This window comes from Acidovorax sp. GW821-FHT09A11 (assembly GCF_059418365.1).
Map to the genome: position 1 here is coordinate 43,424 of NZ_JBWKPS010000014.1, position 13,659 is coordinate 57,082.

Annotated in this window: 13 protein-coding genes; 3 read left to right on the forward strand and 10 right to left on the reverse strand. The window is 71.1% G+C overall.

Annotated elements, in window-relative coordinates; genetic code table 11:
• Window positions 1-8: 8 nt before the first annotated feature.
• From AC07PV_RS23435 to AC07PV_RS23450, 4 genes are all read right to left on the reverse strand, one after another.
• Window positions 9-560, reverse strand: coding sequence for a hypothetical protein (locus tag AC07PV_RS23435; protein ID WP_255591903.1), 552 nt, complete (start codon window positions 558-560; stop codon window positions 9-11).
• Window positions 561-1,051: 491 nt separating this feature from the next.
• Window positions 1,052-2,116, reverse strand: a complete 1,065-nt coding sequence (gene fba / locus AC07PV_RS23440) for a class II fructose-bisphosphate aldolase (RefSeq protein ID WP_494631461.1) — start codon at window positions 2,114-2,116, stop codon at window positions 1,052-1,054.
• An 80-nt stretch (window positions 2,117-2,196) separates the two neighbouring features.
• Complete coding sequence (locus tag AC07PV_RS23445; protein ID WP_494596778.1) at window positions 2,197-3,588, reverse strand: histidine kinase dimerization/phospho-acceptor domain-containing protein; 1,392 nt, start codon at window positions 3,586-3,588, stop codon at window positions 2,197-2,199.
• A complete protein-coding gene (locus AC07PV_RS23450) occupies window positions 3,585-4,292 on the reverse strand; it encodes a response regulator transcription factor (RefSeq protein ID WP_218297884.1) in 708 nt (235 codons plus the stop codon). Before AC07PV_RS23450 ends, AC07PV_RS23445 begins: the two co-directional genes overlap by 4 nt.
• 88 nt (window positions 4,293-4,380) lie before the next feature.
• Here AC07PV_RS23450 and AC07PV_RS23455 point away from each other — a divergent pair, with 88 nt between their 5' ends.
• Complete coding sequence (locus AC07PV_RS23455) at window positions 4,381-5,133, forward strand: phosphatase PAP2 family protein (protein ID WP_494631463.1); 753 nt, start codon at window positions 4,381-4,383, stop codon at window positions 5,131-5,133.
• Window positions 5,134-5,178: 45 nt separating this feature from the next.
• Here the strand turns inward: AC07PV_RS23455 and pyk are convergent, their stop codons facing one another.
• The gene (gene pyk, locus AC07PV_RS23460; protein ID WP_218297886.1) at window positions 5,179-6,615 is read right to left on the reverse strand and encodes a pyruvate kinase; all 1,437 of its coding nucleotides are present in this window, start codon (window positions 6,613-6,615) and stop codon (window positions 5,179-5,181) included.
• A gap of 79 nt (window positions 6,616-6,694) precedes the next feature.
• Window positions 6,695-8,182, reverse strand: coding sequence for an MFS transporter (locus AC07PV_RS23465; protein WP_494631464.1), 1,488 nt, complete (start codon window positions 8,180-8,182; stop codon window positions 6,695-6,697).
• A 168-nt stretch (window positions 8,183-8,350) separates the two neighbouring features.
• On the opposite strand from AC07PV_RS23465, the gene AC07PV_RS23470 reads away from it, so the two are divergent.
• Window positions 8,351-9,247, forward strand: a complete 897-nt coding sequence (locus AC07PV_RS23470; protein WP_494631465.1) for a LysR family transcriptional regulator — start codon at window positions 8,351-8,353, stop codon at window positions 9,245-9,247.
• 30 nt (window positions 9,248-9,277) lie between these two features.
• Here AC07PV_RS23470 and AC07PV_RS23475 read toward each other — a convergent pair whose 3' ends face one another.
• Genes AC07PV_RS23475 through AC07PV_RS23490 form a run of 4 tightly spaced genes read right to left on the reverse strand, consistent with a single transcriptional unit; the run spans window position 9,278 to window position 12,669 of the window.
• Entirely contained in the window at window positions 9,278-10,066 is a 789-nt protein-coding gene (locus AC07PV_RS23475) for a CPBP family glutamic-type intramembrane protease (RefSeq protein ID WP_255591901.1), read from the reverse strand.
• Window positions 10,067-10,088: 22 nt separating this feature from the next.
• A complete protein-coding gene (locus AC07PV_RS23480) occupies window positions 10,089-11,486 on the reverse strand; it encodes an aminopeptidase P N-terminal domain-containing protein (RefSeq protein WP_218297888.1) in 1,398 nt (465 codons plus the stop codon).
• Window positions 11,483-12,229: a nucleotidyltransferase family protein gene (locus AC07PV_RS23485; protein WP_218341806.1), complete on the reverse strand. Its 747-nt coding sequence runs from the start codon at window positions 12,227-12,229 to the stop codon at window positions 11,483-11,485. The genes AC07PV_RS23480 and AC07PV_RS23485 overlap by 4 nt, the downstream gene beginning before the upstream one ends.
• A gap of 50 nt (window positions 12,230-12,279) precedes the next feature.
• Window positions 12,280-12,669: an S-adenosylmethionine decarboxylase family protein gene (locus AC07PV_RS23490; RefSeq protein WP_218297889.1), complete on the reverse strand. Its 390-nt coding sequence runs from the start codon at window positions 12,667-12,669 to the stop codon at window positions 12,280-12,282.
• Between the two features lie 320 nt (window positions 12,670-12,989).
• On the opposite strand from AC07PV_RS23490, the gene AC07PV_RS23495 reads away from it, so the two are divergent.
• Complete coding sequence (locus tag AC07PV_RS23495) at window positions 12,990-13,619, forward strand: response regulator transcription factor (protein WP_218297890.1); 630 nt, start codon at window positions 12,990-12,992, stop codon at window positions 13,617-13,619.
• The last annotated feature ends 40 nt before the right edge of the window (window positions 13,620-13,659 follow it).

The window sequence follows — 13,659 nt, forward strand, 5'->3', positions numbered from 1 at the left end:
CCGGCGCGCTAGCGTCTGGAAGGGGGCGCGGGAAACGGGAACGGCGGAATGGCCAGGTGGCCATCCATCATGCCGGCGCTCAGGCGCACGGCCTGGGCCAGGTCATGGGCCCACTGCTGGAGGGGCAGGCCCGCGGTCAGGAATTCTTCGTTGCTGCGCGGCCGGACGCTGAGCAGCCGCTGGTCCACCAGGGCATCCACCGCCACCCAGACACCCGCTTCGGTGACGTAGCGGTAGCCCACATGCGCGTAGGGAGTGCTCAGCGCGATCTGGCGGCTGGCCATCCACTGGACCAGGTCGGGCCGGTTCTTTTCGAGCCACCTGGGACTGCTGGCCCAAAGCTTGAAGCGCAGGCAATCGGCGCGCACGGGGCTGCCGTCCGCGGGATCCTTGACCACGACGTCCTGTTGCGGCGGGCAGTACCCCACCCCTTGCGGAGACCCACGCAGGTCGCCCGTGCGGTTGGTCTGCACCCGCAGCGCGGCCAGCCATTCACCTTGCGCACCCCGCAGCCCCACCGCACGGGTCTGGAGCGGGGTACGGCCTGCGGGACCGGACATGGCTTCTTCGGAAGTGCCCAGGTCTTGCCACGCCCCCGGCGGCAACACCAGACGGGCCCGGCCGACGGGATATTCGGACTTGGGGGGAACGGTCAGGGGCGCGCACGCCACCGTGAACACCGTCACAGCCAACACAGGCAACAGCCGCCGGAACTTTGAAATTGTCAGAGTCATAGAGAAAGGTTCATACGAATTCGCCTTCAATCATCCCACGGCACCCGAGTCCGTCCATCGACGGCTTCTGCCATGCAACAACCAGCTCGGTGTAGCTGGTGAGAAATGTGTTGAACGCGCCCTGGTATCGGACACTTCTTGCGGCGCTGCCGGTGGGCAAGCTGACCGCGAGCTTACATGAAGAAGATCTTGTCGCTGTCACCTTTGTCTGCTGTAGAGGGAACTCCCCAGTCTCTGCATGCAGACAGGCAAAAAAAAGCCTGGCAGCACAACGCAACCAGGCTGGGCAGCGGCCCCGCAGGGCCTCGTGCCAACGATCAGTTCACCACTTGCGCCAGCGTACCCGCGGCGTACTGGGCCGCCACGGCCTGCAGGCTCAGGCCCTTGATCTTGCTGCCCTGGCCTTCGCAGCCGAACTCCAGGTAACGCTGCTTGCACACCTGCTTGGCGGCCTCGCGGGCGGGCTTGAGCCATTCGCGGGCATCGAACTTGTCGGGGTTCTCGGCCAGGAACTTGCGCACCGCGCCGGTCATGGCCAGGCGGATGTCGGTGTCGATGTTGATCTTGCGCACGCCGAACTTGATGGCTTCCTGGATCTCCTCGACCGGCACCCCGTAGGTTTCCTTCATCTTGCCGCCGTACTGGTTGATGATGGCCAGCAGTTCGGCGGGCACCGACGAGGAGCCATGCATCACCAGGTGGGTGTTGGGAATGCGCTTGTGGATTTCCTTGACCCGGCTGATGGCCAGGATGTCGCCGGTGGGCTTGCGGCTGAACTTGTACGCGCCATGGCTGGTGCCGATGGCGATGGCCAGCGCGTCGAGCTGGGTGGCCTTGACGAACACGGCGGCTTCCTCGGGGTCGGTCAGCATCTGGCTGTGGTCCAGCTTGCCTTCGGCGCCGATGCCGTCTTCCTCGCCAGCCTCGCCGGTTTCCAGGTTGCCCAGGCAGCCCAGCTCGCCTTCGACCGTGACACCCACCTTGTGGGCCATCTCCACGACCTTGCGCGTCACGTCGACGTTGTACTCGAACGATGCCGGCGTCTTGCCGTCTTCCATCAGGGAGCCGTCCATCATGACCGAGCCGAAGCCCAGGTCGATGGCGCCGGCGCACACCCTGGGCGAGGTTCCGTGGTCCTGGTGCATCACCAGGGGGATGTGCGGGAAGGCCTCGACGGCGGCCTGGATCAGGTGCTTGATGAAAGGCTCGCCCGCATACTTGCGCGCGCCAGCGCTGGCCTGCAGGATGACCGGCGCGCCCACTTCGTCGGCGGCGGCCATCACGGCCTGGACCTGTTCCAGGTTGTTGACGTTGAAGGCAGGGATGCCGTAGCTGTGGGCGGCGGCATGGTCGAGCAGTTCGCGCATCGAAACGAGGGGCATGGTCGTAGGGTCCGTTGAAGGTTGGAGGAAGGCGCTGTCAGCCTGGCAGTGCGGTGGTAACCGCTTGGTAACCCGTGATTTTAACCGGGGGGCGCGGACGGCGGCAGGGGCAAATCCAACCGGAAACAGGTGGTAAAGGGCGCGGAGGCCGGTGCCGCGCCGAACTGGCCGCCGTGGATGTCCGCCACCCGCCGCAGGATCTCGTGGCCCAGGTGCAGGCTGTCGGAGGTGCCCCTCGCTCCCCCGGAGGCGGGAGCATCGCCAGGGCGCCGGGCGCCGTCGTCGCACACCTGCAGCCATGCACCCGCCCCGTCAGACGCCCCCACCTGCACCGCGATGTGCGTGCCTTGCGGCGTGTGCTTGAGCGCGTTTTCCACCAGATTGCGCGCGGCGATGTCCAGCAGCAGCACATGCCCGGACACCCAGAGCTCCGGCGGGGCCGACAGCGCCATGTCGTCGCCCCGCTGCCACGCCGCCTGCGCGTAGTCGGCGCAGACCTGGCGGGCCACGGCGCACAGGTCCACCGGCGCCTTGGCCTCGTGCAGCTCAGCCCGGCTCGCGCGGGCCAGGGCCAGCAGCTGGTTGAGCACATGGCCGGCCCGCAGGGCATCCTGGCCGATGCGCGCGATGGCCTGCGCCCTGGCGGCGGCCTCCAGGTCTCCGGCCAGGGCGCTGGCCTGCAGCGCGATGGAGGACAGCGGCGTGCGCAGCTCGTGGGCGACTTCGTTGGCCAGCCGCCGCTCGCGCACCAGCGCCGCCTGCTGGCGGTCCAGCAAGGTGTTGATGGAGGCGACCACCGACTCGAATTCGCTCCACGCATGGCGCGAGGCCAGGCGCGGCGCGCTGGCGGGGTCGAGGGCGGCCACGTCGGCCGACAGGGCATACAGCGGCCGCAAACCCCGCCACAGGGCCAGGCCCAGCGCGAGCGACACCACGGGAAGCAGCCAGAGGCCGGGCTCGATCATCTGCTCGGCGATGTCCTGCGCGAGTTCATCGCGCTCGCGCAGCTCCAGCAGCACCATGATCTTGCGCATCCGCGCGGCATCCCATTGCGAGAAGCTGCGCCACACCGTCCCGTCCGGCCCGAGCGCCATGTTGGCGAATCCCTCGACCTCGCCAAAGGCCGGCGCCGGCGCGGTGCCGCTGTGATGGAGCATGCGGCCCTGCGCGTCCCACTGCACGACGCTGAGGGACTGCTGGTAGTCGTGCGACTTGAGCCAGGGCGTGGGAGCGCGCTGGGTGACCTGCGGCCCCTCGGCGGCCTCGGTCGCACGCAGGTTCAGCAGCAGGGCGGCCACGCTGGCCAGGTGCCCGTCGGTCAGTTCGTCCGCCTCGTGCACCCCCGTCTGGTAGCCGATGAACACGAAGCTGCCCCACACCAGCGCCAGCGCTCCAAGGCACCACAGCAGCAGCTGGCGCGTCAGGGACGGCCGGCGAACACGGGCCGCAGAGGCCGCAGGAGAATCACTCATTCCGCGGGCTCCTGGGGCATGAAATAGCCCACGCCGCGCATGGTCTGGATGCACGCGCTGCCCAGCTTGCGGCGCAGGTGGTGGATGTGGACCTCCACCGCGTTGCTCTCGATGGCCGCGTCCCAGCTGTACAGGCGCTCCTCGATCTGCTGGCGCGAGAGCACGCGCCCCCGCGCTTCCAGCAGCACCAGCAGCACCGAAAACTCCCGCGGCGACATCTCCACCGCCTTGCCGCCCTGGTGGACGGTCCGCGCAGCGGGGTCCATTTCGATGTCTGCGTAGCGGATGGTGGGGGACGCCCGGCCGGCGGCCCGGCGCAGCAGGGCCCGCAGGCGCGCGTCCAGCTCATCGATATCGAAGGGCTTGGCCAGGTAGTCGTCGGCGCCCTGGTCCAGCCCCGCGATGCGCTGGTGCACCTGGTCACGGGCGGTGACGATGAGCACGGGGGTGGACGGATCGGGCAGCCCCGGAGCAGCGGCGGCAGCGCCCGGGGCCGGGCTCAGCCGCAGCCGCCGGAGCAATTCGCCGCCGTCTCCGTCGGCCAGCCCCAGGTCCAGCAGCACGGCATCAAAGCGCTCGGCGCGCAGCGCGCTCCACGCACTGGCCACGCCATCGCACACGTCCACCGCGTAGCCGCGCTGGTGCAGGTTGGCACGCAGCCCGCTGGCGATGCCGGCATCGTCTTCGACAACGAGTATTCGCATGCGGCGATTGTCGCCGGGCCCGGCGCCCCCGGACCAGCCGCGGCCCGCCATTAAGGCGGTGTTAAGTGCGGCCTTCTATGGTCCGGGCATGCCATCTTCGCCTTCCCATCCCCATTCCTTCCCGGCCCGCCATCGATTCCTGCTCCTGTGGACACTCGGCCTGCTGGCCGCCGTGGTGGCCTGGGACGCGGGGGGGCAAGACATTCCGCTGGCCCGCGCATTTGGCTCGGCCACGGGATTCCCCCTGCGGGAGCAGTGGTTCTTCGTGCACGTGCTCCATGAAGGCGCACGCCGCCTGGCGTGGCTGCTGGTGCTGCTGCTCGTGGTGGGCGTGTGGTGGCCGCCGCGCGGGGTGCTGCGGCGCATCGATACCGGCGAGCGCCTGCAGATGGCCCTGAGCGCGCTGCTGGCGCTCGCGGTGGTGAGCATCGCCAAGAACCTGAGCGACACGAGCTGCCCCTGGGACCTCGCGGAGTTCGGCGGCGTGGCGCGCTATGCGTCCCACTGGGCGCTGGGCGTGGCCGACGGCGGCGGCGGGCGCTGCTTTCCGGCGGGCCATGCCTCGGCCGGGTTCGCCTTCATCGGCGGCTACTTTGCGCTGCGCCGCAAGGAACCCGCGGCGGCGCGCTGGTGGCTGGCCGCGGCCGTGGCGGCGGGCCTGGTCCTGGGCGGCGCCCAGCAGGTGCGCGGCGCGCACTTCATGAGCCACACGCTCTGGACGGGCTGGCTGTGCTGGGTGTCGGGCTGGCTGTGCGACCTGGGGTTTCAGAAACTGGCGCGGCCCCGCCCGGCCGATACCGGGGAGCAGGGCCTGCCAGGGCACGGCGCCCCGTCCCAGTGAAGCCGGGTGCGGGGTGAGGCGGCGTCGCCGCTCCGGCGGCCGCGCTCAACTCGCCACGCAGATCTTCAGCATGTTGGTGCCGCCGGGGGCGCCCATGGGCTCGCCGCAGGTGATGGCGTAGACATCGCCCTTTTGCACGATGTTGCGGCTCTTGAGGTGGCGCTCGGCCTGCTCCAGCGCCGTGTCGCGGTCTGCGCTGGTGTCCATGAGCAAGGGGCGCACGTTGCGGTACATGGCCATCTTGCGCTGCGTGGCGACCTTGGGCGTGAGCGCATAGATCGGAATGTCGATGCTGTGCCGGCTCATCCACAGTGCCGTCGCGCCGCTGTCGGTCATGGCCACGATGGCCTTGGCGCCCAGGTGGTGGGCCGTGAACAGCGCGCCCATGGCGATGGACTGGTCGATCCGGCCGAAGGTCTGGCCGGTGAAGTCGGCGTCGAGCTGGTGGTCTTCGGCCGCCTCGGCCGCCGCGCAGATGGTGGCCATTTCTTCCACCGTCTCGAGCGGGTAGCGGCCGGCGGCTGTCTCGGCGCTCAGCATCACGGCGTCGGTGCCGTCCAGCACGGCGTTGGCCACGTCGCTCACCTCGGCGCGCGTGGGCACGGGGTTGGTGATCATGCTTTCCATCATCTGCGTGGCGGTGATCACGACCTTGTCCTGTTCGCGCGCCATGCGGATCATCTTCTTTTGCAAGGCGGGCACGGCCGCGTTGCCCACTTCCACGGCCAGGTCGCCGCGCGCCACCATGATGCCGTCGCTCACGCGCAGGATGGCTTCCAGGTGCGGGATGGCCTCGGCGCGTTCGATCTTGGCGATCAGGCCCGGCTTGTGGCGGTACTCGGACGCGGCCACGTTGCACAACTGGCGCGCCATTTCCATGTCGGTCGCGTTCTTCGGAAAGCTCACCGCCACATAGTCGGCCTGGAAGCTCATGGCCGTGCGGATGTCTTCCATGTCCTTGGCGGTGAGGGCCGGTGCCGTGAGGCCCCCGCCCTTCTTGTTGATGCCCTTGTTGTTGGACAGCTCACCGCCCACCTTGACGGTGGTGTGCACCTCTTCGCCGCGCACCGCATCCACGGTGAGCACGATCAGCCCGTCGTTGAGCAGCAGCAGGTCGCCCGCCTTCACGTCGCGCGGCAGCTCCTTGTAGTCCAGCCCCACGCCGTCGATGTCGCCCAGCTCCGTGCGCGAGGCGTCGAGCACGAACTTGGCGCCCGATTCCAGTTGCACCTTGCCCTCGGCGAACTTGCCCACGCGGATCTTGGGGCCCTGCAGGTCGGCCATGATGGCCACTTCGCGGCCCGCGCGCTGGGCCGCGGCGCGCACCGTGGCGGCGCGGTCGATGTGGTCCTGCGCCTTGCCGTGGCTGAAGTTCAGCCGCACCACGTTCACCCCCGCGCGGATCATGGCCTCCAGCAGTGCCGGGTCGCTCGATGCGGGGCCCAGGGTGGCAACAATCTTGGTGGCGCGGCGGGTAGGCATGGGCTTGTCTCTTTCTGTGGGTATGTAATCGAATTTCAATTCTCACACGAAGCGGTTACATGCCGATTACCAGCCGCCCTCAGCCGATGCCCGGAGGGCATCCTTGGCGCCTGCGCGCACGGCTGCCCAGCATGAGGGCCATGGCCCCCACCATCAGCAGCGCGGCGGCCGTGAACGTGGCCCGCATGCCCGCCACCATGGGCATCCCTGAAGCCCCCACGGCATGCGCCAGCGCCGCGCCCATCGCGAACACGGCCCCCATGGCGGAAGCTCCCGTGATGAGTCCCAGGTTGCGCGACAGGTTGAGCAACCCCGCCACGACACCCCGCGCGCCCGGTTCTGCGTGGGCCATGACCGCGGTGTTGTTGGCCGCCTGGAACAGGGCATAGCCCGCCGTCAAGACCGCCAGCGGGACGACATAGCCCGGCACGCCCCACGCGAGCGGCGCCAGCGCCAGGCCGGCGCACCCGGCGAGCATGGCGGCGAGCCCGGCCAGCCCCATGGAATGCGCGCCCAGCCTGTCCACGGCCCTGCCCGCGGGAAGGCCCACCAGCGCGGACACCAGCGGGCCACACGACATGGCGAGCCCGACCTGCGCGGCACCGAGCCCGAGCGCCCCCGACAGATAGAACGGCCCCACCACCAGCGTCGCCATCACCACCGTGGCCACGAGGGTGGTGGTGGCCAGGCCCGCGCCCAAGCCGGGGAGGCGCAACACCGACAACCGGACCAGGGGCGCGGCCACGCGCGCCTGGGCCCACACGAACAGGCATGCCCCCAGCGCCGCAAGGCACAGCAGCGCCCCGTTCAGCAGGCCCCAGCCGCCACGCCCCATCGTCATGGCCAGCGCGTAGGCCCCCAGCGCGAGGGCCAGCAGCACCGTGCCCAGGGGGTCGAACCCGGGCCTCTCCCCTGCGGCCAGGCGGTCCGCCGGCAGGTGGCGGCGCACCAGCAGCAGGCCCAGGGCGCCCAGCGGCAGGTTGATGAGAAAGATCATCGGCCAGCCGGCCTGGGCGATCAGCACACCGCCCAGCGTCGGCCCCAGGGCCGTGCCCACGGCGGACATGGTGCCCAGCAGGCCCATGGCGCTGCCCGCCCGGTCCTTGGAGACGGTCTCGCCCACGAAGGCCATCGTGAGCGCCATCATCGCGGCCGCGCCCAGCCCCTGCAGCGCCCGGGCGGCGACCAGGAGCCCCAGCGTGGGGGCCGCGGCGCACAGGGCCGAGGCCCCCGTGAACAGGGCCAGCCCCGCCAGCAGCAACCGCCGGCGGCCCACCACGTCGCCCAGCCGGCCCACGCCGACCACGGCCGTGGTGATGGCCAGCAGGTAGGCCAGCACCACCCATTGCACTTCCTGAAAGGGCACGCCCAGCGCCTGCGCCAGCGTGGGCAAGCCGACATTGACGATGCTGGTGCCCAGCGAGGACAGCAGCATGGACAGCGCAAGGCTCGCCAGCGCCCACCGGCTGTCCGAAGGGCCGGTGGCCTGCGGCCCGCCCGCGGCAGGCTGGGGCGGCAGGGAAAAAGTCGCTTGCGGGGGAATGGCGGTGCGGGTGGGGGGTGTCATGGCGGAGGGTCTCCTCGGGAGGCGATGGTTCGCGGGTGCCCGGTCGGCGCCCCTGGAAAACCAGCCACCCCAGCGTAGCCAGGCACGTGGCCCGGCGGAAGACGCAGCATTTGCATTCCATACATGCACCAGACGCCATGCCACGGACCGGCGTGCTATGGTCCCGCCATGCCGCGGCCTGATCTCAACCTGCTGGTCACCCTGGATGTGCTGCTTGCGGAGGGCAACGTGGCGCGGGCCGCCGAGCGCCTGCACCTGAGTACTTCCGCGATGAGCCGGGCGCTCGCCCGGCTGCGCGACACCACCGGCGACCCGCTGCTCGTCAGGGCCGGGCGCGGACTGGTGCCGACGCCACGCGCACTGGAGCTGCGCGACAAGGTCAGCCAGCTCGTGCAGGACACCGAGGCCGTCCTGCGCCCCGCATCGGCGTCCGACCCCGCCCAATGGGCCCGGTCTTTCACGCTGCGCTGCAGCGACGGCTTTGCGGAGAACTTTGGCCCCGGCCTCCTCGCCCGCGTGGGCGAGGCCGCCCCCGGGGTGCGGCTGCGCTTCGTGCAGAAGACCGACAGGCACAGCGCCCCGCTGCGCGATGGAACCGTCGACCTGGAGACCGGCGTGGTGGGCGACGCCATGGGCCCCGAGGTGCGGGCGCAGGCCCTGTTCCGCGACCGCTTCGTGGGGGTCGTGCGCGCGGGGCACCCGCTGTGCGCGGGCGAGATCACGCCGGCCCGCTATGCGGCCGGCAGGCATGTGCTCGTGTCGCGGAAGGGGCGGGCCCGGGGGCCCGTGGACGATGCCCTCGCGCCCCTGGGCCTGGCGCGGCAGATCGCCACCGTGGTGGGGGGCTTTTCCACCGCGCTGGCGCTGGCGCGCGGCTCCGACCTGGTTGCCACGGTTCCCGAACACCACACCGGCAACCTGCGCGCCGGCATGTCCAGCTTTGCACTGCCCGTCCCGGTGCCGCAGATCACGGTGTCGCTGCTGTGGCACCCCCGGCTGCAAGCCGATCCCGCGCACCAGTGGCTGCGCGGGCTGGTCCGGGAGGTGTGCGCCGAGCTTCGCTGACGCGCGCCCCCGCACGGCCGCACGCAGCGGTCAGACGAAGGGATGCGACAGGGCGTGCGCCAGCACATGGGCCAGGATGGCGGCCTCCAGCCCATGCCGGGCATAGAGCCATCCCGCCACCAGCCCGAAGGCGGTGTTGCCCACCAGCACGAACGCCACCACGGAGGGGGTGAGCACCCCGGCCATGGCCTGCGCGGCCGGCAGATGCCCCAGCGCAAACAGCAGGGCGCTGGCCACCACGGCGGCCGCCACGATGCCACGGCCCGGCGTGCCCTGGCCGCGCTGCACGAAGCGCCAGCCCAGCCACAGCAGCAGGCTCATCACGCCCCAGCGCACCAGCAGTTCCTCGGAAATCCCGCCATAGAGCAGCTTGACCCCCAGGGATGCGGCACCGGCCGGGTCGGAGGGCCTGAGCGCCTGTGGCGCCACCAGCGAGAGGCCCCACAGCCACAGTGCGCCCGCGAGCCCGCCCACAAGCCCCGGCGCCCACTGGCGCCCGAAGGGCCCGGCCACCGGCTCGCCCTGCAGCCAGGCCGACACGGCAGGCGCCGCCAGCCCCACGCGGGGCGCCAGCGCCACACCCAGTGCCACGCACAGGGCCAGCAGGACCGCGGTCTGCAGGCCGCTGAGCAGCACCATGGCCCACAGCGGCAGCGGCAGCAAGGCCTGGTGGGCGGCCAGGGGCGGGACCAGCGCCCACACCACGGCCACGACGCCCGGCAGGCCCAGCAGCCACAGCGCGGCCCCCAGGCGCCACTTCTGCGCGCGGGGGGAGCGCGTGGCAAGGTGCGCGGGCACGGCGGTATCAGAAGCCATCATGGACCCTGGCCATCCCTCGGCCTCAGCCGCGCATCAGCGCTTCGATCTCGTCGGCCTTCACCGGCACGCCGCGCGTGATCAGCTCGCAGCCCGTCTCGGTGACGATGGCGTCGTCCTCGATGCGGATGCCGATGTGGTGGAACTGCTCGGGCACCCCGTCGGCCGGCCGCACGTAGATGCCGGGCTCGATGGTGAGCACCATGCCCGGGCGCAGCACGCGGCTGGGGCGGTTGGTGATGGTCTCGCCCGACAGCGGGTCCTTGCGCTCGCTCACCGCCCCGACCTCATCGGGTTCCACGTAGCTGCCGCAGTCATGCACGTCCATGCCCAGCCAGTGGCCCGTGCGGTGCATGTAGAACTGGAAGTAGGCGCGCGTGTCGATCACGTCCTGCGCGGTGCCCACCTTGTTCCTGTCGAGCAGGCCCAGGTCCAGCATGCCCTGCGCCAGCACGGCCACGGTGGCGTCGTGCGGGTCGTTGAAGCGCGCGCCGGCCTTGGTGGCCGCCACCGCCGCGTCCTGGCTGGCCAGCACCAGGTCGTACAGCGCGCGCTGCGGCCCGGTGAAGCGGCCGTTGGCCGGGAAGGTGCGGGTGATGTCGCTGGCGTAGCCGTCAAGCTCGCAGCCGGCGTCGATGAGCACCAGCTCGCCGTCGCGCACCGGGGCGGCGTCCGCGCGGTAGTGCAGCACGCAGGCGTTGGCCCCGGCCGCCACGATGGAGCTGTAGGCCGGGTACTGCGAGCCCTCGTCGCGAAACGCGTGCAGCAGCTCGGCATCCAGGTGGTACTCGCGCACGTCCTGGCCGGCGCGCAGCATGCGGGCCGAGCGCTGCATGGCGCGGATGTGCGCCCTGGCGCTGATGTCGCTGGCGCGGCGCATGATGTCCTGCTCGTGCGCGTCCTTGATGAGCCGCATCTCGTCGAGCAGCGTGCACACATCGTTCTGCTCCGCCGGGCACAGCGCGCCGTAGCGCACGCGCGCGCGCACCGCGTTCAGCCACCCTTCCACCCGCGCCGCCAGGCCGCTGTGGATGGCAAACGGGTACCACACGCGGTGGCGGTTCTCCAGCAGGCGGGGCAGCTTGGCGTCCAGCTCGGCGATGGAATGGGCGGCTTGCACGCCCAGCGCCCCGGGCGCCGCAGCAGGGCCCAGCCGGTAGCCGTCCCAGATCTCGCGCTCCAGGTCCTTGGGCTGGCAGAACAGGGTGCTGCACCCGTCCTGCGCGACCACAAGGCATGCCCCCGGCTCGATGAAGCCGGTCAGGTAGTAGAAGTAGCTGTCGTGGCGGAACAGGAAGTCGGTGTCCCGGTTGCGCGGGCGCTCCGGCGCCGTGGGAATGATGGCGATGCCCCCCGCGCCCAGCTGGGCAGCAAGCCGCGCGCGGCGTTGGGCGTAGATGGAGGCAGGCACGGTGGTGTTCATGGACGGGCAGCAGAGAGAGAATTGAGTTCAGCCAGGCGCTCGGGGGTCCCCACATCGGTCCAGCGTCCGGTGTAGAGCTGTGCGCTGACCCGGCCATTGTCCATCGCGCGGCGAAGCAGCGGCGCCAGCGGGGCTTTGATGCCATCCGGGTTGCCGGCCGGAATGTCGCACCAGGGCGCCGCGAACAGCCCGGCGCGCAGCAGGGCGATGGTGCTGTAGGTGTAGCGCGGCGCGGGGTCGTCGGCGGGCAGGTTCAGTGCCAGCCCGTCCGCCGACAGCCCGAAGTCGCCGCGCAGGTTGTGGGCCGGGTTGGGCACCAGCCACAGGTGGGCCAGGTGGCCGCTGGCCTCGAAGGCCGACACGGCGGCGCTGCCGAACACGAAGTCGGGCGCAAACACATCGCCCGCCGCCAGCCAGAACACGGGGCCCAACCGGGGCAGGGCGCGGGCGATGCCGCCGGCGGTTTCCAGTGCGCCGCCAAAGTCCACGCCTTCGTGCGAGTATGAAATGGATAGCTGCTTGCGCTTGTCCACCCGGCGCTGGAGGCCAAAAACATCGGAAAAGTGGTGGCTGATCTGTCCACCCAGCCATGCGGTGTTGATCACCACCTGCTCCACACCCGCTTCCTGCAGCGCCGCCAGGTGCCACTGCAGCAGCGGCTGGCCCTGCACCTGCAGCAGGGGTTTGGGGATGGTGTCGGTCAGCGGACGCATGCGCTCGCCACGGCCTGCGGCCAGCAGCATGGCGGGGACCTGCCCCCCGGTGGCGGCGGCCGGCGCCGCGGCACCCGCGCTCACGCCACGGCCTCCTGCAGGGCGCCCCGCTGCAGCGCGTGGCGCTGCACGGCCGTGGGTGCGAACAGGGCCACGAGCGCCTCCAGGAGCGCGCGCGCCTTGCCCGAATGGTCCGCACCGAAGTTGCACACATAGACGTCGAGCGTGACGGCCTGCTGTTCGGGCCAGGTGTGCACGCACAGGTGCGACTCGGCCAGCAGCACGGTGGCGGTCACCCCGCCAGGTCCGTGGGCGGTGGCGGGAAATCCGTGGAACAGCTGGCCCACGGGCTGCAGCCCGGCGGCGCGCACGGCGTCGCCGCAGGCCTGGCCCAGGGCGGCGGCATCGAGCAGCCACACGGGGGCGCAGCGGCAGCCATGGAGATCGGCGGTGAGGTGCAGTCCTTGCATGGCCCGCACTGTAGTGCATCACGGGGGCGGGCGGCGCCGGGCTTTCGGGCCCGCATCGCGGCCGGGCTGGCGCCACCCCGGCCGGTCCCGGCGGTCCAGCGCCCAGGCGGTGGTCGCGCGCGCGGCGCCACGGACTATCCCGCCGGGGTAGGGCGATGCGCCGGGCGCTCGGGTAGCCTGCGCGGCCCATGACAGCCCCTGCCCCGCAACCCCGGCCCGGCCACCCGAAGCCGCTTGTGCCAACTATTACCGGATCACGCCTGCGCGCGATCGTGGGCCGCCGTTTCGCGGGCACCGACACCCCCCATAGTGTCGCCACCATGAAGATCATCCTTGCCGACGACCACACGCTGTTCCGCGAAGGACTGCAGCACCTGCTGTCGGCACTGGACCCTCAGGCCCAGGTGCTGGAGGCGAACGACTACGCCAGCGCGGCGTCGCTGGTGGTGGAGCATCCCGATGCCGCCCTCGCCCTGGTGGACCTGGACATGCCGGGCCGCGACGCCAGCGCGCCGGGTGGCGGCGGCCTGGAACGCCTGCTGGCGCTGGCGCCCGGCGTGCCGGTGGTGGTGCTCTCCGCCCGCGAAGACCCCGCCGTGGTCCGCGACGTGCTGGACGCGGGCGCCATGGGGTTCATCTCCAAGCGCGAACGCGCCGCCGTGATGCTCAACGCCCTGCATCTGGTGCTGGCCGGCGGCATCTACCTGCCGCCCATGCTCCTGGGCACGGCGGCCCGGGCGTCCGCCTGCGCCGCCCTGACCCCCCGGCAGGTCGAGGTGTTGCACGGCCTGGCGAACGGGCATGCCAACAAGGTGATCGCGCGCCAGCTCGGCATGAGCGAGGCGACCGTGAAGGCGCACACGGGTGCCATCTTCCGCAGCCTGGAGGTCAGCAACCGCGTGCAGGCCGTGCGCATGGCCCGGCGGCTGGGCCTGCTGGCGCCCGACTGAGCCCAAGACAGATCCTGATTTGATAGCTTCCAGCGCTTTA